General features: G+C 39.2%; 17 protein-coding genes and 1 pseudogene. 6 read left to right on the top strand and 12 right to left on the bottom strand.

The features are described from left to right. Nucleotides 1-8: 8 nt before the first annotated feature. A complete protein-coding gene (locus DIZ80_10255; protein RDH82653.1) occupies nt 9-2,198 on the bottom strand; it encodes a DNA helicase II in 2,190 nt (729 codons plus the stop codon). A 256-nt stretch (nt 2,199-2,454) separates the two neighbouring features. Here DIZ80_10255 and DIZ80_10250 point away from each other — a divergent pair, with 256 nt between their 5' ends. From DIZ80_10250 to DIZ80_10225, 6 genes are all read left to right on the top strand, one after another. Beyond that, nucleotides 2,455-3,681 carry a hypothetical protein gene (locus DIZ80_10250; GenBank protein ID RDH82652.1) on the top strand — a complete coding sequence of 409 codons (1,227 nt, stop codon included), beginning with the start codon at nt 2,455-2,457 and terminating at the stop codon, nt 3,679-3,681. A 94-nt stretch (nt 3,682-3,775) separates the two neighbouring features. Continuing rightward, nucleotides 3,776-4,057: a hypothetical protein gene (locus tag DIZ80_10245; protein ID RDH82651.1), complete on the top strand. Its 282-nt coding sequence runs from the start codon at nt 3,776-3,778 to the stop codon at nt 4,055-4,057. Beyond that, nucleotides 4,047-4,802 (top strand): molybdate ABC transporter substrate-binding protein, encoded by a 756-nt coding sequence (gene modA, locus DIZ80_10240; protein ID RDH82650.1) that lies wholly within the window; start codon nt 4,047-4,049, stop codon nt 4,800-4,802. Before DIZ80_10245 ends, modA begins: the two co-directional genes overlap by 11 nt. Continuing rightward, a complete protein-coding gene (gene modB, locus DIZ80_10235) occupies nt 4,799-5,467 on the top strand; it encodes a molybdate ABC transporter permease subunit (protein RDH82649.1) in 669 nt (222 codons plus the stop codon). Before modA ends, modB begins: the two co-directional genes overlap by 4 nt. Next, entirely contained in the window at nt 5,467-6,534 is a 1,068-nt protein-coding gene (gene modC, locus DIZ80_10230; GenBank protein ID RDH82648.1) for a molybdenum ABC transporter ATP-binding protein, read from the top strand. The genes modB and modC overlap by 1 nt, the downstream gene beginning before the upstream one ends. A 55-nt stretch (nt 6,535-6,589) precedes the next feature. After that, nucleotides 6,590-7,219, top strand: coding sequence for a hypothetical protein (locus DIZ80_10225; protein ID RDH82647.1), 630 nt, complete (start codon nt 6,590-6,592; stop codon nt 7,217-7,219). A 34-nt stretch (nt 7,220-7,253) separates the two neighbouring features. Here DIZ80_10225 and DIZ80_10220 read toward each other — a convergent pair whose 3' ends face one another. The 11 genes and pseudogenes from DIZ80_10220 to DIZ80_10170 all read right to left on the bottom strand — a co-directional run bounded on the left by DIZ80_10220 (nt 7,254) and on the right by DIZ80_10170 (nt 20,628). Next, nucleotides 7,254-7,514 carry a hypothetical protein gene (locus DIZ80_10220; protein ID RDH82646.1) on the bottom strand — a complete coding sequence of 87 codons (261 nt, stop codon included), beginning with the start codon at nt 7,512-7,514 and terminating at the stop codon, nt 7,254-7,256. Between the two features lie 49 nt (nt 7,515-7,563). Next, a complete protein-coding gene (locus DIZ80_10215; protein RDH82645.1) occupies nt 7,564-8,397 on the bottom strand; it encodes a hypothetical protein in 834 nt (277 codons plus the stop codon). A 635-nt stretch (nt 8,398-9,032) separates the two neighbouring features. Beyond that, nucleotides 9,033-9,344 (bottom strand): annotated as a pseudogene (locus DIZ80_10210) (hypothetical protein). Nucleotides 9,345-10,177: 833 nt separating this feature from the next. Next, nucleotides 10,178-10,699 (bottom strand): hypothetical protein, encoded by a 522-nt coding sequence (locus tag DIZ80_10205; protein ID RDH82644.1) that lies wholly within the window; start codon nt 10,697-10,699, stop codon nt 10,178-10,180. After that, complete coding sequence (locus DIZ80_10200) at nt 10,699-11,334, bottom strand: hypothetical protein (GenBank protein RDH82643.1); 636 nt, start codon at nt 11,332-11,334, stop codon at nt 10,699-10,701. The genes DIZ80_10205 and DIZ80_10200 overlap by 1 nt, the downstream gene beginning before the upstream one ends. Continuing rightward, a complete protein-coding gene (locus DIZ80_10195) occupies nt 11,331-12,806 on the bottom strand; it encodes a hypothetical protein (GenBank protein ID RDH82642.1) in 1,476 nt (491 codons plus the stop codon). The genes DIZ80_10200 and DIZ80_10195 overlap by 4 nt, the downstream gene beginning before the upstream one ends. A gap of 139 nt (nt 12,807-12,945) precedes the next feature. Then, nucleotides 12,946-14,154 carry a type II secretion system F family protein gene (locus tag DIZ80_10190; protein RDH82641.1) on the bottom strand — a complete coding sequence of 403 codons (1,209 nt, stop codon included), beginning with the start codon at nt 14,152-14,154 and terminating at the stop codon, nt 12,946-12,948. A gap of 6 nt (nt 14,155-14,160) precedes the next feature. Then, nucleotides 14,161-15,900: a hypothetical protein gene (locus tag DIZ80_10185; protein ID RDH82640.1), complete on the bottom strand. Its 1,740-nt coding sequence runs from the start codon at nt 15,898-15,900 to the stop codon at nt 14,161-14,163. Further along, on the bottom strand, nt 15,897-17,438 hold the full coding sequence (locus tag DIZ80_10180; GenBank protein ID RDH82639.1) for a hypothetical protein: 1,542 nt from the start codon (nt 17,436-17,438) through the stop codon (nt 15,897-15,899). Before DIZ80_10180 ends, DIZ80_10185 begins: the two co-directional genes overlap by 4 nt. 12 nt (nt 17,439-17,450) lie before the next feature. Further along, nucleotides 17,451-19,181 (bottom strand): pilus (MSHA type) biogenesis protein MshL, encoded by a 1,731-nt coding sequence (locus DIZ80_10175; GenBank protein ID RDH82638.1) that lies wholly within the window; start codon nt 19,179-19,181, stop codon nt 17,451-17,453. 7 nt (nt 19,182-19,188) lie between these two features. Then, nucleotides 19,189-20,628, bottom strand: a complete 1,440-nt coding sequence (locus tag DIZ80_10170; protein RDH82637.1) for a general secretion pathway protein — start codon at nt 20,626-20,628, stop codon at nt 19,189-19,191. Nucleotides 20,629-20,634: the final 6 nt, after the last annotated feature.

Below are 20,634 nucleotides of genomic sequence, written 5' to 3'. Positions count from 1 at the left end.
TATTTAGATTACACAGTCTGTAGATTGGCATAACTTAAAACCAGCCATTTACTGCCGGCATGATCAAAATTAACCTCTACCCGTGCACTTTTCCCCTGACCTTCATAGTTGAGCACAAAACCTTCACCAAATTTCTGGTGTAATACTCTTTGCCCTATTGTCAGGCCAGAGTCATTATCCTGTTGTGCAAAACTATAATCAGATTTCTGACCATAGGAGCTCGTATTGGATGAGTAACTGGTTTTAGGGCGTATTTCCTCGATAAACTCAGCCGGTATTTCGCCAATGAAACTCGAAGGCATAGGGTACATTTCTTTGCCATATAAACGGCGTTGTTCTGCATAACTGAGAACCAGCTGATCCCGTGCCCGGGTAATACCGACATAACAAAGTCGACGCTCTTCCTGTAAACGACCTTCTTCTTCAGCGCTACGCTGATGAGGGAACAAACCTTCTTCCATGCCACACATAAATACCAGTGGAAATTCAAGCCCCTTGGCGCTATGTAATGTCATTAATTGCACGCAATCTTCCCAGGCTTCAGCCTGTCCTTCACCAGCTTCTAAGGCAGCATGGGTTAAAAAGGCGGTAAGAATATCAAGCGGAGCATCTTCATCCTGTTCAAACTGGAAACCTTTGGCTGCACTAACCAGCTCTTCCAGATTTTCTACACGAGCTTCAGCTTTTTCACCTTTTTCCTTGCCATAATGTTCTATAAGGCCGGAACCGTGAATAACGTGTTCGAACTGTTCATGCAGTTCAACGGCTTCAGTATCTGTGTTCAGATTATTTATAAGTTGAATAAAGCCATTTAGTGCATTTTGTGCGCGTGCAGTCAGGCTATTACTGGCGATAAGTTCAAGCGAGGCTTGCCACATAGATACATCAGCCAATCGAGCCGCTTCACGAATAGTATCAACGGTTTTATTACCGATGCCCCGGGTTGGCTGGTTAACGACACGCTCAAAAGCAGGATCATCATTGCGGTTATTTAATAATCGTAGATAATTCAGGGCATCTCTAATTTCGGCTCGTTCGAAGAAGCGTAATCCACCGTAAACACGGTAGGGAATACCGTGAGTCATGAGCTGTTCTTCAAATACACGGGACTGTGCATTAGAGCGATAAAGGATAGCGATATCGTCTCGAGCATTGCCATTAGAGACATGCTCAACAATACGGTCTATCACATAACGGGCTTCATCCTGCTCATTAAAGGCCGCATATAGTTGAATCAGGTTACCTTCTTCCCCATCGGTCCATAACTGCTTGCCCATACGGTCATCGTTATGGGAAATAAGTCCATTTGCGGCTTTAAGTATATTGCCGGTGGAGCGATAGTTCTGTTCAAGACGAATGACAAGCGTATTGGGGTTTTCATTGTTAAAACTGAGAATGTTCTCAACTTTAGCACCACGCCAGCCATAAATAGCCTGATCGTCATCGCCCACAACAAATAACTGAGCACCACGCCCGTTTTTGTCTGCTGAGAGCAGACGAATCCAGGCGTACTGAATGGTATTAGTGTCCTGAAACTCATCTACCAGAATATGTTGAAAGCGGTTGCGATAATGTTTATGCAACTCTTCATTATCACGAATTAATTCGAGACTGCGTAGTAACAGTTCAGCAAAATCTATCACCCCTGCTCGCTTGCATGCGGCCTCATAAGCGGTGTAAATACTGACCAGTTGTTGCCGTATGGGATCTGAACCCGCATCAACATGCTGGGGTCTTAAACCTTCATCTTTACGACCATTGATAAAACCCTGTATCTGGCGAGGCACCCAGCGAGCTTCATCCAGTTCCAGTGATTTGAGCACTCTGCGAATCATACGGTATTGATCGTCAGAATCGAGAATCTGGAACTGCTGTGGCAGATTAGCTTCTTTCCAGTGAGCGCGTAATAATCGATGGGCTATGCCATGGAATGTGCCCACCCACATGCCATTAGGTGTTATACCCTGAAGTTGTTCCACTCGGGCTCGCATTTCACTGGCGGCTTTATTGGTAAAGGTCACCGCCATTACACTAAACGGTGAAACATTTTCAACCTGAATAAGCCAGGCCATACGGTGAACCAGAACACGGGTTTTACCACTGCCAGCACCAGCCAGAATTAACATCGGTCCCGGGGGGGCAGTTACCGCTTCGCGTTGTGCGTCATTTAAGCCGTCTAATATATGTGAAACATCCATGGGTTAGCATTGTAACCTAGTGTGTGGGATTGATGAATAAGTGATGTAGAAGAACACAGATAAAAGTGTTGAATATAGGCGATTTGAAAATAACATGAACATGTTATAGTTAGCTTGATGTTAGAAGACTGGATGCAGCGTCAGGCCTAGCTCAGACTGGTAACTAAAACTATTTTCAGTTAAATATTGAGTATTTGATATAACAATGATGCGATTAATTAAATGGGTGTTTGTGCTCTTCTTTTTAATGGGAGTAATGCTTGGTGTTATGACAGTAGGTAGTATTGACGAGCATGCAATTGTAAATCAGCAGGCAGAACTCAATAGTGAAGAACTAAAAAGGGTTAAGAACTTTATCAGGCAAAATAATCCTGCGAAGATTAAATCAGGTGAAACAACAAATAGTCAGATCAATCAGCAGGACCTGAATTTGGCTGCACACTATCTGTCTCAAAATGCACCCGGAGTTTTAAATAAAAGAGCCTTTACACATGTGATGCTGGATGAGAATCTGGCATATATACAGATAAGTATAAAATTACCGGAAAACCCTGCGGGTAAATTTATAAATATTTCATCTGAAATTGAAAGTGTAGGTGAGAATACATTAAGACTTAAATCATTGAATATTGGCAATCTGGAATTGCCAGCTTATATTGCACAACCCGTGGCTGAATATACACATAACTTTTTACAGAATAATATTACAGAATATAATTTGTTGAGCCAGTCGCTACAGAAGATAACGTTCGCAAAGAAACAGCTGATGGTTGCTTATGTGCTGGACAGGAAAACTGCGAACCAATTAAAAGCTGGACTGAGCTCAAGAGTCATTTCGGATGAATTAAAACGAGCTCTAATTGCACAGTCTAATAATTTATCAAAGGTAAGTTATAAGCTGGGTTCAAGACCAACACTAAATGAAGTAATGAAACCCATGTTTAAACTGGCTGAAAGTCGTAGTTTATTAAATGATCCAGTGATTGAAAATAAAGCCGTGTTTATAACACTGGGTGCTTATGCCTTAAACAAAAATATCTCAAAACTCTTTGATAAGAAAGATCAGAAACCGATTAAAACTAAAAGAGTATATTTGAAAAAACGTTTTGACCTAAGTCGACATCTTTTAGTTTCAGCGGCAATTGCAAGTATGGCAGATTCAGGCCTGGCTGAATCTATCGGTCTGGAAAAAGAAGTTAAAGATTCTCAGGGTGGTAGTGGTTTTAGTTTTGCAGATTTGGCAGCGGATCATGCAGGAATCAAATTGGCAGAATATTCACTCACAGGTGAACAGCAGGCAAGAAAAGTTCAGACAAAACTGGCAACAATAAAATTTGAAAGTGACTATATGCCATCAATAGAAAACTTGCCTGAAGGATTAACAAAACAGGAGTTTGATAATAAGTATGCAAATAAGCCCGCCTATACTTCTCTGGAACAGTTAATCAAACGAAGGATTGATGGTCTGGTTATGTATAGGTAAAAATTAATAGAAAATCGGTTATATACGATTCAAATATTTTTAAATATCAGAATAATATTTTAAGTTAAGTAAGAATTAAATAATAAGGTTAAAAATGAATAAATTAATAATGCTTAGTGCAGCTCTGTTACTGATATCAGGTTGCAGCGAAGAACAACAAAATAAATTCTCTCGTCTGGGCGTGACATGGCTAGAAGGCGATTATAAAGTGACCTTCTCAGAGGGTTCACATCAAAAATCATGGGTAGTGAAAGACGGAAAAGTAACCGCAGAACCAGCAAAAGGTTATTATTATTTCTGGACAAATGAAGCAGGTAAAAAACGTTATGTGCAAACGCCTATAGAACGAACATATATAGAACAGATTGGCGACTAAGGTGTTGAAACAGTCATTAATTCTGTTTTGTCTAATCGTTTTTTCGCAAAATATTGTGAATGCAGCTGAGCTTCGTTTAGCAACAGCCGCGAATTTTTATCCAACCTTAAAGAAAATAACACAGAGCTTTGAAGATATTACGGATCATAAGGTAACTATTATCCGGGGTTCAACCGGTAGGTTGTATGCCCAAATTGTTAAGGGAGCCCCTTATGATATCTTTTTTTCAGCAGACAGTGCCCGGGTAGATAAACTGGTTAAACAGGGTAAGAGTTTAGAGTTTGAAACAGGGAAAAGATCATTTGTTTACGCCATAGGCCAGCTGGCTCTCTGGCGACCAGATGCAGATAGCTCTCAGCAATTAAGAGAGCGATTAATAACGGGAAACTTTAACAAGCTGGCAATTGCAAACCCTAAAATTGCACCCTATGGAAAAGCCAGTGTCGAGGTTTTAAAAGAACTGGAGCTTTATGAAGAGATAAAACATAAACTGGTGTATGGCGAAAACATATCGCAAACATTGCAATTTGTACAAAGCGGCGCGGCAGATTTAGGTCTGGTTGCAAGATCGTACGTTAATACGGATATCTATTGGGAAATAGATAGTTATCAACATAAATCGATAAAACAGAAAGTGGTCTTATTAAAGCAGTCAAAGCAAATAGAAATTGCTAAAGAATTTATGCAATATTTACAAAGCCCTGCTATTAAAAAAGTAATAACCTCTGATGGTTACAGTCTTTGATTGAGCTGGCACCTATTCTTGTCACATTAAAGCTGGCAACTATTACAACACTTGTCCTGTTACTAATTGGTACACCCTTAGCCTGGTGGTTATCAAATACTCAGCATAAATCAAAAGTTATAATAGAATCTGTTGTCGCATTACCTCTGGTCCTGCCACCGACTGTTTTAGGGTTTTATCTGTTACTCGCATTAAGCCCAGATGGATATATCGGGAATATCTGGTCTTACGTTAGTGATACGCCATTGAGTTTTAGTTTTACAGGTCTTGTTATTGGATCTGTTATTTACTCAATGCCATTTGTGGTTCAGCCTCTGCAGGCCAGTTTTGAAATGGTGGGTAAACCATTACAACAGGCAGCTTATACACTGGGTGCTTCTTCGTTTGATACATTTAAAAATATAGTGCTTCCTCTTTCCATGCGTGGGTTTCTGGTGGCCATTACGCTGGGTTTTGCGCATACCGTGGGTGAATTTGGTGTGGTACTAATGATTGGCGGAAATATTCCAGAAGTGACTCAGGTATTGTCTATTGTTATATACGATCATGTAGAGGTGCTGGAATATACACAGGCACATTATTACTCATTAGGTTTGCTGGTTTTTTCATTTGTTGTTCTGTTTATTACTTATTCACTCAATAGAAAATTAATGGTGAGACTTTAGTGATACGCATTAAGTATAAAAAACGAATGAATGAATTTTTACTGGATGTCGATTTTAAGATGCCAGAAAAAGGGGTAACAGTATTGTTTGGCCCGTCCGGCTCAGGTAAGACCAGTGTGCTGAACTTAATGGCCGGCCTGAATGAGAATGAGGAAAATATTCAACAATCTGAGTTTTCACTAAATGGAAAAATAATAGATGATTTAAATAATAAAATAAATATTGAGCCCTGGTTAAGGAATGTTGCTTATGTTTTTCAGGATCATCGTCTTTTCCCGCATATGACAACAGAAGAAAATATTCTATTTGGTTATAAAAGACGAAAGAGTGAATTGAACCCTGATGAGTTAGTAGAAAAATTTAAAATAAAAGAGTTATTAAACCATCGTCCAGATCAATTGTCTGGTGGACAAAAGCAACGTGTTGCAATGGTGCGGGCTTTATTGTCACAACCTGAATTGATTATTCTAGATGAGCCTTTAAGCGCTTTAGATTATCAATCAAGGCAGGAATTATTACCTTATATTGAATGTATTCATAAAGAACTGAATATACCCATGATTTATGTAAGCCATGATATAAAAGAAGTGTTACGTCTAGCAGACTATATCGTGGTAATGGATAAAGGAAATATTATTGATCAGGGTGATATCGCTGATTTATGCATCACTCAGCCTTTGTTAACGCAGGAAGAAGGTGCCAGTTTTATTTTGAAAGGAACGGTGTCAAAAATAATAACAGAAGATAAATTAGTGCAGTTAGATTGCGGTGAAAATATATTAATTACCGCTGAAAATATGCAGTTAGATCAAAAGTTAAGAATTTTAATTCATGCCAGAGATGTGAGTTTATGTTTAAGTCAGCCTAAAGACAGTAGTATTTTAAACTGTATACCTATTATTATAGATGAGTTACAGACAGACAAAAATGGTAAGTTACGTGTAATGGCAAAAATCGGTAAACAGACGATGGTATCATTAATAAGCCATAGATCTGCTCATCAATTAAATATCGAAAAAGGTAAAAAAATGTTCGCCCAGTTTAAAGCCACCGCGATGATAAAATAACTGCGAAGCAGGTTATATTGTAGGAGCCAGCTTTAGCTAGCGATGAAAACACCAGATGAAAAAATTAATAATAATTTATTTGATCATACAGCTAGTCGTTATGCATTCAGCAGTAGCTGTCGCCACAGAAACAAACTGGCAATTAATAAATGATGAAGACGGTATTAAAGTTTACATCTTCGATACAGAATACAGCGATATAGTAAAAGCAAAAACTCAGACAATCATAAATGCATCCATTGAGAAAGTCAGGTTTACACTTGATGATATAAATCACAGACACGAATGGATCCCTTTCCTGGAGATCTCAAAACCACTGACAGAATATCAAGAAAATAAACGAATAGAATACAGTCATTTCTATGCACCCTGGCCCGCATCGCATCGGGATTTTGTGTACCAGATAGAGTTGATATCAGAATCTGATCAGCAGTTAGTATATAAAATGCATTCGATAGAATCAGATTTAAAACCCGTTGATAAATCCATGATTAGAGCAGATCTTTATGAAAGCACTTATACCCTGACAGTATTAGATAAAGAAACAACCTCTGTAGAGCTGGTGTTTCATGCTGACCCAAAAGGCTGGTTACCTAACTGGTTAATAAATATTATTCAGAGGGTATTACCGTTTAAAATTTTAAGAAATTTAAAATCCAGATTAAATTCGGATACTAATCTGTAGGTGCGAATTTGTTCATGAACCGGTATACCAGTGTTTAGGACTTTTCATTGTTATATTTAAAAACAATCAATACCAGGCTCATAATGATAATAAGCGAAGCACATACAATAAGCGGTGTATTGCCTGTTAAACTTGCATGAACTAACCAGGCCGCATTACCTAAAACCGCCAAAACGATCATTAACATTGAGATGTCATTGGTCAGACGTGTTTTGAATGCTTTGTATATTTGTGGGATAAAGATAAGTGTAGTGAGGATGGATGCTATCCAGCCGAATATTTCTTCTAGTAACATAGGTGTCTATTTATATTGAAGCACAAACTATTATGTGCTTTTTAAATCCTTATTGTTGAAGTGTGTGGCCTGCCTGTAACAGTTTAGAGTATAGAATATTAGGTGATATCCAGATTAAAATATCATCAAATTCAGAACCAGCAACTTCTTTTCTTTTAGCAGAATAATACAGAGTATTACTGGCAACAGGGTAAGCGGGTAAACCGCAGGTACTTGCAACTGTTCCACCTTCACCTGCATTTTGATTTTCTGTTGCACTATTTGCTCTTTGTTTTGTACCCATGGCATAGATGACCGCTACTGCTGTTGTTGTAGAGGCGACAGCATTGGTGCAGTTTACTTCAAGGTTATTACAAACTACGATATTAGGTCGTACAGCTGTTGGTCCAGTTAGTACAGGGTTTCCTGTTGATACTGCCTGAGAACGTATACCACCGGTTACGACAAAATCAGCACTGCCATCTCCGTCACCAGGAGTCTCGCCACCGTCTGTATTAACTATACTGTAACGATAAGGCCTGCCCCATGGATCGACTAACAAACCATCACAGTTTACATCTCCTTTGATACCAAGAGTATTTGAGGGTACAAAACCTATAAATCCACCAATAGCTGCATTGTTTGCACAATTAGCGGCGGGATCTTCAGGGTTTGATATGCCACTACCCCCTGGAGTCGTAGGGCAAGGTAAACGGTTATTTGCTATTGCATAACCATATAAAGCTTCTTCTATTTCAACTAATTTAGCTCGAGCATTTTTGATATTGGCGGTTTCAAGCTGTGCACGCATTGGCATAAATGTATAACTTAAAAGAACAGCAATAATGACAAAAACAATCGCTATTTCTATTAATGTAAAACCTTGTTGTTTGTTGATTTTCATTATGGGGTGCACTCATTAACGGTTGCAGGTGGAGTCATATCCTGAGGTACGCAAAATAACCTGTCATTAGAGTTTATATTGTCGTAATTTCCATTGCCATCCGGATCGCCATTATTTAGTAGATTATTACCTTCAAGGTAATTAGCAAGTTCAGCTTTGGAATTTGCATTAACAGGCGCAGGATTTTCAGTTTCATCAACACGCCTTAATTGATTATTGGTTCGTTGTTCAGAAAAAATTAATAGTGCTGAATAACGTGTACCACCATTGAATTGTGGACAGTTCGAACAGGGCACTGCAGGTACAGCGTTTACATCAGGAGCAAAGTCACGCCCAACAACGTAAAACCAGTGATCTTTCCAGTTTTCCCATAAGTTAAACATTTCCTGATTAGGGTCTACTTCGATACCACAAAACTCGAATAAGTTATCGTCAGTTGTAAATGGTGTTCCCGTTATAGTCTCTATAGTAGATGAGGAATTTGTTGTGATATATGGAAGACGGCCAAAAAATAAATTTGTTGAATCATCATCAATATAATTATCATTTAAACGATAATCAGCATCTAGATCTACTAGCGCCGGCCATGGAAGTCGATAGATACCTGCGCCAGCACCTCCGCCACCAGGTAGTGGGTTGCCACCGCCATTATTCCCATTATTCCCGTTATTCCCGTTATTCCCGTTATTCCCGTTATTTCCATTATTTCCATTATTTCCATTATTTCCATTATTTCCGCCGGGAGAGAGGCAGTTGGTTACGCATACTTTTCGGCATGTAGAGCGTGCTTTATTACATGCGGCAGTTTCAAGTCCAGGCGCAGCAGTGGCTCGACATAAGTCACGTGCATTATCACAATCCGTATAACAGCTAGTGATAGAGGGACAACTAGTGACAGACCCTGCTTGAGCGTATTCTATTAAGCATTGTCCAAGTGTTTGCCCCATTTGAGTCACTTTATCGTTATATATCAGGTTATTTTTTTTAATTCGATCGAATATTTCTTTAGCAGTAATTGTGATAATTCGATCATTAATAGATGTGTTTGTATTAAGTCCAGTTGCTGAAATGAACTGATCTATGTTATCTGCAAGATTGATACTTGAAGAAGAGTTGGATGTGTTCTGGTACGTTTCCAGATAATCTGAAGCGACAATTGCATCTCCTAGAACCTTACAGGGTTGAGTAGCAACAGCGATGCTTCGATTTTGATTGTTTAAAGGTCTGCCGGGTGCCATTACTACGGCGACCACTCTATCTTCTGGCGTAATGCCCTGAATAATATTTCCGGACTCATTTAAAATCTGGAACATACCAGGTGTATCATCATTTGTCATCGGGGAGCGTGGAGTATTATAAAAACCTCCGGAAACTGCATACCAGAGACATTCCCCAGAAGAGTCAAGCAATGGTTCTATTTCAAGATTTTTCCAGGGAAGTCTGCCGAGACTATTAGTATGTGTAGCACCACACTGGTTACTACTATTGCCTTCGCCATTATATCCGATAGCCCTTTCAGGACAGGGAAGTAAACCATGATTTCCTAGATGAGGTATACCGCCAGTTGATTGACCATAGTAATATGACACAGCATATGAAAGCAGAGCTTCTTTAGCTTTAGATAAAGAGGTTGAAGTATTATTTTCAGCATTGGTACGTAAGAAATCTGGCCCAAGATCAGAAACTAAAAAAACAGCACCGGTAAGAATAATCGCCATAAAAAAAACAACCAGGGCAGCACCCTTCTGTTTTAGCGTTTTAAATGACGAATTTGGTCTTTTCATAATATATTTTCAAGTGCTTTAACAGTTAAATTATCCGCTTTATCTGTAGTTTCGTCATTTTCACTGGTCTTTTCTTTTGCCGGTTTTATCCGATAGTTTTCTTCTACCTGGCGATCGGTTTCATTCCATTGCTGACCCGGTTTGAGTTTAACGTTACGTTGATTCACTCGAACGGGTACTTTATAGGCTTTTTTACTGACTTTTTTTGTGCTTACGATAATTTCATTATCTACCTTGCGAGACTTTATTGTATTTCCATCATTAACAAAAACCACGGGTTTTTTGTTTTCACGAAGAACAATGCCCTGCATTTTAACGGTGACAGGTTCACGGAAAATAACCGTTGATGTTGATTGTTGAAGCTTGAATTTACCCTGATCTCTTTGTGAATCTAATTCATCACGAACCTGAGAGGAAGTAAAAAGTGTGCGTAGGCTACTTTGAGCATCCAGTGGTTCAGCCGTAACAGAACCGGAGGTAAAAAGAATCAGGTAGAGAATAGATGATAAAAATTTCATTAAATATTCCTCCGGCTCGGTAACTGAACTGATTTTTTCTGCATGGTATACCAGTTCAATTCACATTTTGCTGAGAAATTTCTATCGGTTTGTGAGTCGACAAGTGATTCAACAGAGGTTGTATTACGAATAATGGCGCAGCTTCTGATGTCGAATAAACCTTTTGCTTTATCATGTAAATTATTAATGATGGTGTATAGGTCGCCCTCATGTAATAACTGCATTTCTAACGACATGGGGGATTTATAAAGTTCAATGCCCGGAAATTTTTGCGTCAATTGACCAGAATTTATTGGCTGACGTTTGTCAATTTTATATTTCAGATAGGGGATTTTATTATTAGCTGTAATATTTTCTATTGTATCAACCCAGTTAAGGCGTTCTTCTTCACCGACTATGCCCGTTGTTTTAAGTTTGTTATAACTCTCTTCAAACTTTTCAAGTAATTTTTTCTGGTTGATGGCAGTATAGTATCTATCTTTAGCGGCATTTAAATCCATTTGAGCCAGACTTTTATCATCATAAGATGTTTGCCACCAGGATTGTGAAATTACAATCAGGATTGTTGCTAATGCAATGGTGATAAGAAAAGTAGATATTTCTTTTTGCAGATTTTTTAATATATCGAGCATCATGATTCACGACCTTTCATAATAAGCTCTATTTCGAACTGGCCTTTTTCTTTATCACTATTTAAGTCATTCTGATGTTCTACGCCGCTTTCATTTTCTATGCTTGATTTTGATCTTACATCAACCGGCATACGTTTTATTATTACATCATGTACCAGTTTATTGTTTTTAAATGCACTGACGATAGAGTTAACTTTATTGACTGATTCTTTCAGGCTGCTTTGCGAGACACGGATATAACCCCCAATGACTGCATGCTGATTAATATCATCTGCCCTGGCATAATCAGTTGTTGCTTTGTTACGGTTATTATTTGATGCAGGCATTTTTTTGCTTTGATGTTGCTGCCAGCTGACTTTTGTTATTTCAGTATCATACATGCCCGAGCGAGTTAATATGCGACTGATATCAACCATAAAATTTTGTGGAGATAAAATTTTAGTTTGCTTAATTTTTTCAGTTAATAAAACAGAAGACTGCATAACCTGAGTTTTGTCCAGTTTAGGTTTTAGTTTTGCCAGTGTCCTTTCATAATCATTATTAACCCCGTTTTTCTGAGTTATTAATGTGGCAGCCTCATTGTCAAGTATTGCCGATTCGGATAAATAAGAAAAAGACATGACAAAGGAAATGAGTAACATTATTGCACTGGATGTATATAAGGTTTTAGATATTAATTGTTCATAAAATTTAGCGAATAAAGATCGGTTACCATAATGACCGATGGGAATTATCTGTGATGCACAAACATAAGAGTAAATACCATTACTGTATTCGACAGTGTTTGATGTGTCGTTGTTGGCAGGTTGTGTATCGCATCCCAGTGTATCTGTTACGGTCTCGAGTTCGTGGTAATGAAAAGTACGCATTGCAGAGTCAATGCAGCGTGACTGTATTTCTTGCAGATCAGCATCGCGGCATATTATATGAACTTCAATTTTTTCATCAAAACCTATGTGTCGCTGGTTTGATAAGAAGCGTATAGTCTGTTCAACTTCTAATGCGATATATTCGCCAATGGTCGCATCTTCAAGGTTTACAACAGCTGAACGACTGCTTTCGAATTTTCCATCTTTAATGAAAGTCTGGCGCAGATTACTTGGAACCTGTTGAGATACGAGTAAAACGTTTCTGGTTTTATCGTCAATTTTTTTAAATAATTTTTCGCTGAGTAACGGTAGTGACCATATGCCTGATACAGAAGTATTACTCTCCTGTATGGGTTTTAACCAGGGTTCGAGAATTTCCGGGTTACTTAATACACTATATAATAAAACATCATCTTTACGGCCACCTGTTTCTCGATCAACCACATTGTAATGAACATAATCTTTGCTTTTACGATAATGCCTTTCTATTAAACGAGATACAATGGATTTACGGTCTGAAGATCCGACATGAGGGATAGTTTCTTTTTTGAAATCTTCTTCTATCAGGTCAACCAGTATGCGTACCGGCGTATTGTCTGTGGCCATTAGATAGGTTCTGAATTTCTCAAGACCTTCTTCGCCCGGATTAAAGACATAGGATGCGATACATTTTTCATTTTGCCAATGAAAAACGGTTAATCGGTAACCTGAATAATAAAAAATGCGTTTCACAATAAAATAAATATCACAGTTGTATGGTTGTTAATGAATCGTAGATCGGGCCAAGCACAGCGGACATAATCCACATCATGACACCACCCATTAAAATGGTTAGAACCGGTGTCATAGCTGCTTCCATTTTATCTACGCTCTCTTTTACTTCTCGGTTATAAAAATAACTAATGTTTAACAGGGCTTCATCTAGTGCGCCTGTATTTTCACCTACTTTTAACATGCGTATAACCAGTGGTGGGTAAACATTGACGGATGCAAAACTTTCAGATATTTGACCGCCTTCGGCAATTTTTTCGCGTATTTCCATAATGGATTGTGATAACACGGCATTGCCCATTAATAATTCAGAAATTTTCAGGCTATCGAGTACGGTTAAGCCTGATGCATACATCATGGCAAAATAATTTGAAAAACGAGCCAGGTTTGTTTTAAGGATAATGGGCCCGAATATATATAACCTTAATTTTAATTTATCTATAAATAATCGTACTTCAGGTTTACGTCTGGCGAGCATACGTATAATAAAAAATAATGCGATGGGTGTTCCAAAGACAACATACCAGTAGTTACCTAAAAACCAGGATGTGGCAATTAAGGCCCGGGTATGGATGGGTATAGTGCCACCGAGCTCTTCAATAAACGGAATAAGTTCTGGTACCAGAAAAATCATTAAATAAGAAACTACAGCTGTTATAACGACGAGCACGATGGCCGGGTAAATCATGATTTTTTTGGTGTGAGCAATTAATTCATCATGCCATTTTAGTGTTTCGGCCATATCATTCATGACTTCAGCAATGCGGCCGGTTTCTTCACCTACTTTTACCAGTGCAATATAAACCGTATCAAAAATTTCCGGGAACTCGGAAAGTGCACCAGAAAAAGTTTTGCCACCCTGAATTTCATCGATGAGTCCGGATAAGACTTCTTTCATTCTACCGTTTGGAATGGAATCTCTTAGGTCTCCCAGACCTTCAAGAATGCTCACACCCGATTTGGTGAGTTGTTGCATTTGAAAGGTAAAGTTAATGAGTTCTCTTCGTGGAATGCCTTTGGTTTTAAAATCAAATAATCGCGGGCTTTGTTCTTTGTAATTAATCAGGTCCATGCCCATGCCGCTTAGACGCTGTTCAAGGTCCAGCAAGTTGTCTGCTTCTATGCTGTCATTACGCACCTTACCGGAGGCATCAACAGCTTTATATCGGTACATGGTAGACATAGTGAATTACAACCTGTCGGTGAGGTCGATAACACGACTCACTTCATCGAGGGTGGTAATGCCTTCAATAACTCGCCTGGCAGCATCATCTGCGAGTGTCTGAAATCCTTTATCTCTTAGATATTTTTTAATTTTTCCCATGGAGACATGTTCAGCGATCATTTCATCTAAATCTGAATCTATGCGTAATACTTCTAAAATAGCCAGGCGACCTTTATAACCAATGCCGCCACATTTATCACAGCCATTGGCATTAAAAATTTCTAGCGACTCAGATGATTCTATACCTAGTAATATTTTTTCGACATCTGCTGCACTGTGAGAGGTTTTACAATGAGGACATAATTGTCTGACCAGGCGCTGACCCATAACACCAATAATATTACCCGCCATTATTTCTGGTTTGACGCCAATATCTACAAGACGTGGAATCGTACCAATAGCCGAGTTTGTATGTAAGGTGGAGTAAACCTGATGACCTGTCATGGCAGCACGTAGTGCCATTTCTGCTGTGTCAGCATCACGGATTTCACCGACGAGAATAATATCCGGATCCTGACGCATTAAAGAACGAATACCATTGGCAAAGTCCATACGTAAAACTTCATTGATTGAGGTCTGACGTACCATGTCCATGGGATATTCCACCGGGTCTTCCAGTGTCATAATATTAACTTCAACTGAGCGTACATATCCAAGCATGGAATAAAGTGTGGTGGTTTTACCACTACCAGTCGGGCCGGTGACAAGAATAATACCTTCCGGTCGAGCCATCATGAGTTTTAACTGGGATAAAGCGTCTTCATGTAAACCCAGGTCATCAATATCTACAATGCCTTTGGCCCGGTCAAGAACACGTAATACAACATTCTCACCATGAGTAGTGGGCTGGGATGAAACGCGAAAATCTATCTGGTGTCCGCGAATATTCAGATTGATGCGTCCGTCCTGTGGTGCACGGGTTTCAGCTATATTCATATTCGACATAACTTTTAGTCGCACCACAATGGCAGACCAGTAGTCTTTATGTAAACTGCGTACCTGTCGCAATACACCATCGATTCTATATCTTAAACGTAAAAAGCCACCTTCAGGTTCAAAGTGAATATCAGATGAACCGTGTTTTACTGCATCGGCGAGAATAGCATCCACTAATCGCACAAGTGGCTGGCTATATGCGTTACCTTCAACATCTAAACTGTCGTAATCTACTTCACCGGTTTCAATTTCATGCAGAATACCGTCTACAGATAATTCATAACCATAGAACTGATCGATTGCATCTGAAATTTCACTTTCACCAGATAGTAAGGGAAGTATTTCAATGCGGTTGCCAACTACAGCGCGTAGACGATCAAGCACCATTAAATTATAAATGTCAGTCATTGCAACGGTTAAGGTTGCTTCTTCGTGATCAAGGCTGATTGGAATGACATTAAATCGGGTTGAAAGATCTTTTGGAATGAGTTCCAGTGCTTCGTTATCGGGCACAACATTTGAGAGATCAATACTCTCTTTACCGAGCATCTCACTTAACGCATCACGTAATACCGCTTCGGTAACAAAACCCAGTGAAACTAGTGCTTCACCCAGCGGTTTACCAATTTTTTTCTGTTCTTTAAGTGCGATGCTAACCTGATCTTCAGTGATCAGGCCCTGAGAAATAAGCTCTTCACCGAGTCGCTTTTTCTTTGCTCTGAGTGCGGCGCCAATATCCGCTATTGTTTCTGTCACCGTCTGACTCATTTAAGTGTCTCTCTCAGTGAGCGAATTCGATTTTCTGTGTCAACCTGTGAAAAATTGCCACTGGATGCTTTTTTTAATTTAATACTGAGCTGGTAGAAATCAAGAGCCTGTTTTTTCTTATCAAGGTGGTCAAGACTCACGGCCAGATTATATGCATAGTCAGCTGTTTTGTTTTCAGCAGACCAGGCACTAAAATATGAAGACTGGGCTTCGGGCCATCTGCCCTGTTTTGAATACAATGTGCCGAGAGCAAAATAAAGATGAGCAGAGTCCGGCTGCTGTTTTAACATAAATTTAATCTGCGATTCACTTAACTGTGGGCTAACCTGATTTTCAAGGCTACTTAAGCCGGCTGTTGCAAGGCTGTCTCTGGGGTTCAGTTTTAATAAATACTGATATTTTTGACGTGCATATTCATAACGTTGTTCTTTCGTGCCAATGGCAGCCAGACCCAGATATGCATCTCTGTTTTTAGATTCCTGTTTCAGAACTTTTTTATACAGTTTTTCTGATTGACGATAATCCTGATTGTGAAATGCATCATAAGCATCTCGAAGTAAAACATGAATCGGATCTGATCTTTTTGTACGAACGATACTAATGGTTTTATTTGTTGCCGGTTTAGTCACTTGTGATTTTAAGGCAACGGGAGTTCGAGCCTGTGGTTTTATCTGCACTGTTGATTGAGCAGGTTTTGCTTCCTGTTGTTTAGGCGCAGTAAGCGGAGCCGCTTTCTGTGCAGTTACAGGTGTAGGTGTATTTAAGTTGCGATTAATGGCAGCGTTACTGTTTTGTGTAATATAAAGATCCTGACTGGATGTTTGAATCTCAATATAGAAATACAGACCTGAACCAATCATAATCAGTAAAATGAGAATGCCTATAGTAATATTTTTTTTCAATTTTTCACTTCTACTGTATTGATTGCTTTTATTAATAAGGGCAGATAAAGCCTGTTCGTTTTCAACTTTTACAGAAGCTGACTGTTGCTTTGTTTCCGCTACATTTTTTATTAAATCTAGTTCAGGTGCGGTGTCTACTGTGCCCTGCTCTATCTCTTCAGTTTTTTCAGATAATATATCTTCAGAATCACTGGTGACCTCAGTTGAGTTTGTTTCCTCTTTTTTATCTTCATTAGATCTATTTTCAACAGTTTCACTTAACTCAAGAGGTGAATCTTCCAGATCATCTAATTCATTATTATTTAATAATTGGTCAGTTAATTCTTCATCTGTAGAAATGCCACTGGTAGATATATTTATAGAATCATCTACTTCTGGAAAAGCTTCATTTTTTTCAGAGTTGTTTTCAGTTGTCTCAGCATCGGGCTCAAACTCCAGTTCTAGTTCCAGGCTGTCATCGACAACATCATCGATGGTCTCGTCAATAACGGGAGCCTGTTCATCTATGATCAGACTGTCATTCGAGTTATCTTTTATAGACTCGTGCTTGTTTTCAGATGCATCGTTTGTTGATGTATCTGAATTTTTATTTTTATCATCAGCTGCTTTTTTAAGCGCATCCAGTAACAGACTCATAACTATCCCCGATTACTCGGCAGGCTCTTTTGCTGTCGTGTCTTCTTCATCAGGAGATTCTTTGGGTGCGTGTAATGGCTCAGGTAGAAACTTCTGATATTCAGATAAGTCACCCGTTAAACTCGCGTGATGAATAACAACCGGACGTATAAAAATAATTAACTCTGATTTTTCTCGAAAATCATCATCGTATCTAAATAAAGACCCGATAATAGGGATAGATGAAAGCACGGGCACGCCCGAATCCTTGTCGTTAACCGTGTCCTGCATTAAGCCACCAATAACGGCCGTATCACCACTGTTAATTGTTAAAATAGATTCAATTTCCCGTATTTGAATGATTGGGACTTCAGAGATAACCCCTGCGTCTTTAAAGGCCGGATTCGGGTCTTCAACAGAATCAATAACACGTGAAATAGTGGGGCGAATATTTAATGTCACTTCTTCATGATCATTAATAAAAGGGGTAACCGACATAACGAAACCGACAGGAACGGTTTTTATTTCTGTTTCAAATGTGGTGAGTGACTGTGTATCTGAAAGAGAAGTATCTACATTCATTTCAAAATAAACAACATTATCAACAACTTTTAAAATGGCAGGCTGGTTATTTATGGCCATTACTTTAGGGCTGGATAAAACCTGCACATCACCAAACTGTTCCAGTGCTTTTAAAGTCATGGTGACCTGATTACCACCAATAGTGTCATTTAATGTTAATTGTGAGAAAGGGGGTTGTGCCAGATTACTGCCTGCTAAGTTAGTTAACACGTTAACACCTGAGCTGGCATCTTCTGCAACCACTGTCCAGTCGACACCGGCCTGATAGTGATCGCTGAGTTTTATTTCAGCAATCGTTGCTTCAATCATAACCTGGCGTTTAGATGTATTAAGTATGGTATCGATAAAGCTCTGGATTATTTTATGCTGACGATAAGTTGCTCTGACCATAATCAAACCGGCTTCGCGATTAACAATTACATCATTACTGCTATCTCGTTGTTCTGTTTCACCTGTATTTGTCTGAGTTTGAGTTTCAGAATTTTCTTTCTCAGAATCGTACAGAATTTCGATTATATTGTGAGTCAGGCTTTCCCAGAATTTGTTATCTGATGTTAAAAGCACTTCGGTAAGAGAACTGTTGTTCTCGTTATCATTACCGCTGGAACTGCTGCCACCATCTGTCTCGCCAATATTTCCACTGCCGGTTGAACCAATATTGGTGGCAACCCGAATAATGCCTTTTGATACACGGGAGATATTCACATAATCGACAGTGTAACTTTGTAAAAACGGCTTATCTGCGCGCACGCGTAAGGTATTATCTTCTATCTGATAACGAATATCCGACTGTTGCGAAATACGTTCGAGTATTTGTTGCAGGGTCTGGTCGATGGCATTCAGAGTTACGGTGCCCTCTATATCGTCATGTATATCCAGATTGATCTGAGCATCGCGGGCCATGGAAAACAGAAGGTCTTTTACTGAAACTTCACTAACGACCACTGTATAAGTTTCTAACTGGGGCCTGGCCTCTGGAACGGGTAATAATGTGGTTTGAGCCACGGTTGCTGGAATATTGGCCTGTTTTTCTTCAACTTTATCCAGGTGGCCTTTAGAGGGTTCTGGTGGGCGAGTTGGGCCACAGGAAATAAGTGTCAGAGCAAGGCCCAATATCGCGATAGGGGTGATAAAAGTCGCTGTAAGTGCCTGTTTGGGTTGTTTGGTTCGGTAAAAATTCATGACGTTATCAGAAATTCCCCTGTTGTCTGGTTTTTTGGATATCTGCTTTTATGCCTCTAATGGTTCTTAAATAGGGACCACTTTTCTTAAGTCGAGGCGGCAGTTGTTGTAATTGGTTAACAGCCTGATTACGTTCTGTATACTCACTGTATAGCACACTGTAAAACATTCTCCCGCGAATAGAGACCTTATAAATATATACATCCTGCAGGTTCAGGTAACGGCTGGTTTTATCAAGGAAGCGCAGAGCGTCATTTTCCAGATTGCTATCAAGTAAAATGAGCTGAATGGTAAAGTTTTCATCCACCGCATTTTGTATCCAGCTATTTGTTTCTTGCAGGCGCTGGCTGAGTATATTTTCAGTTGGCGTTATGGCTATGGCCTGAGTCATTATTTCAGGTTGACTGGTTGGCTGTGTATTGATTGCAATGGTTTTAACCTGTTGAGAGGTTTTATTTACAGTTATTGTTTTTTGTAATTTAATGTCTGTTTTATTTGAGGGTATTTCGGCCACTTCTGTAGAGGATGAATTTATTTCAGAGTTCATAACATTAGGAAGCATGGTGCCAACCCAGATAGCGGATAAGATTATGCTGATAGCTGCCAGGGCTTTTGCTGCAGGTTGCCAGCGAATCTCCTGACCAAAATCACTGTCTTTTGCCGCCAGGTTAATGTGCTTAGATTGAATATCATGGCCACCATCAGAAAATGCAGCAAGCAATGATTTATCTGCAAGTATATTAATGCGTCGAGTTAAGCCATTTGATTTACGTTCAATATTATTGGCAATTTTGGGTGAAAATAAATCCGGGCCGCGATAGCCAACTGCACGCATTCTAAAATTTAAATAATTATAAACATCTCTTGCAGGAAAAGGATCAAGATAAAAATTTTGTGTGATACGTTCTTTTAACTGACGAATAGAATTGTTACGCAGTTTTTCATCCAGTTCTGGCTGACCGAATAAAACCATTTGTAATAGTTTGTCATCATTGGTTTCCAGATTACTCAATAAACGAATTTCTTCCAGCGTTTCAATAGGCATGCCCTGAGCTTCTTCTACAAAGACAACAACCTGTTTGTTTTTGGCATGTTTTTCTAACAGATAATTTTGCAAAGTCTGCATTACTTCCAGCTTGCTGGACTCGGAAGTAATGTCGAGTTTTAATTCAAAAGCAATGACATGCAGGATGTTTTCGGGAGACAGGCTGGGGTTGGCAATGTAAACCACCTCAATCTCATCTCCCAGCTCTACTTCAAGCATGCGGCACAACATGGTTTTTCCAGAGCCGACTTCACCGACAACTTTAATAATGCCTTCACCAGAAGAAATAGCGTATTTTAATGCTTCTAATGCCGCACCTCGCTTGTTACCACTATAAAACATACTGGTATCGGGCGTGATTTTAAACGGCGGTCTCTTTAAACCAAAATGTTCAAGATACATATGTCA

It is taken from the genome of endosymbiont of Galathealinum brachiosum (assembly GCA_003349885.1).
GTDB lineage: Bacteria > Pseudomonadota > Gammaproteobacteria > SZUA-229 > SZUA-229 > SZUA-229.
The sequence above is the reverse complement of the archived record's forward strand: the minus strand, read 5'-3'. Positions and strand labels throughout refer to the sequence as shown.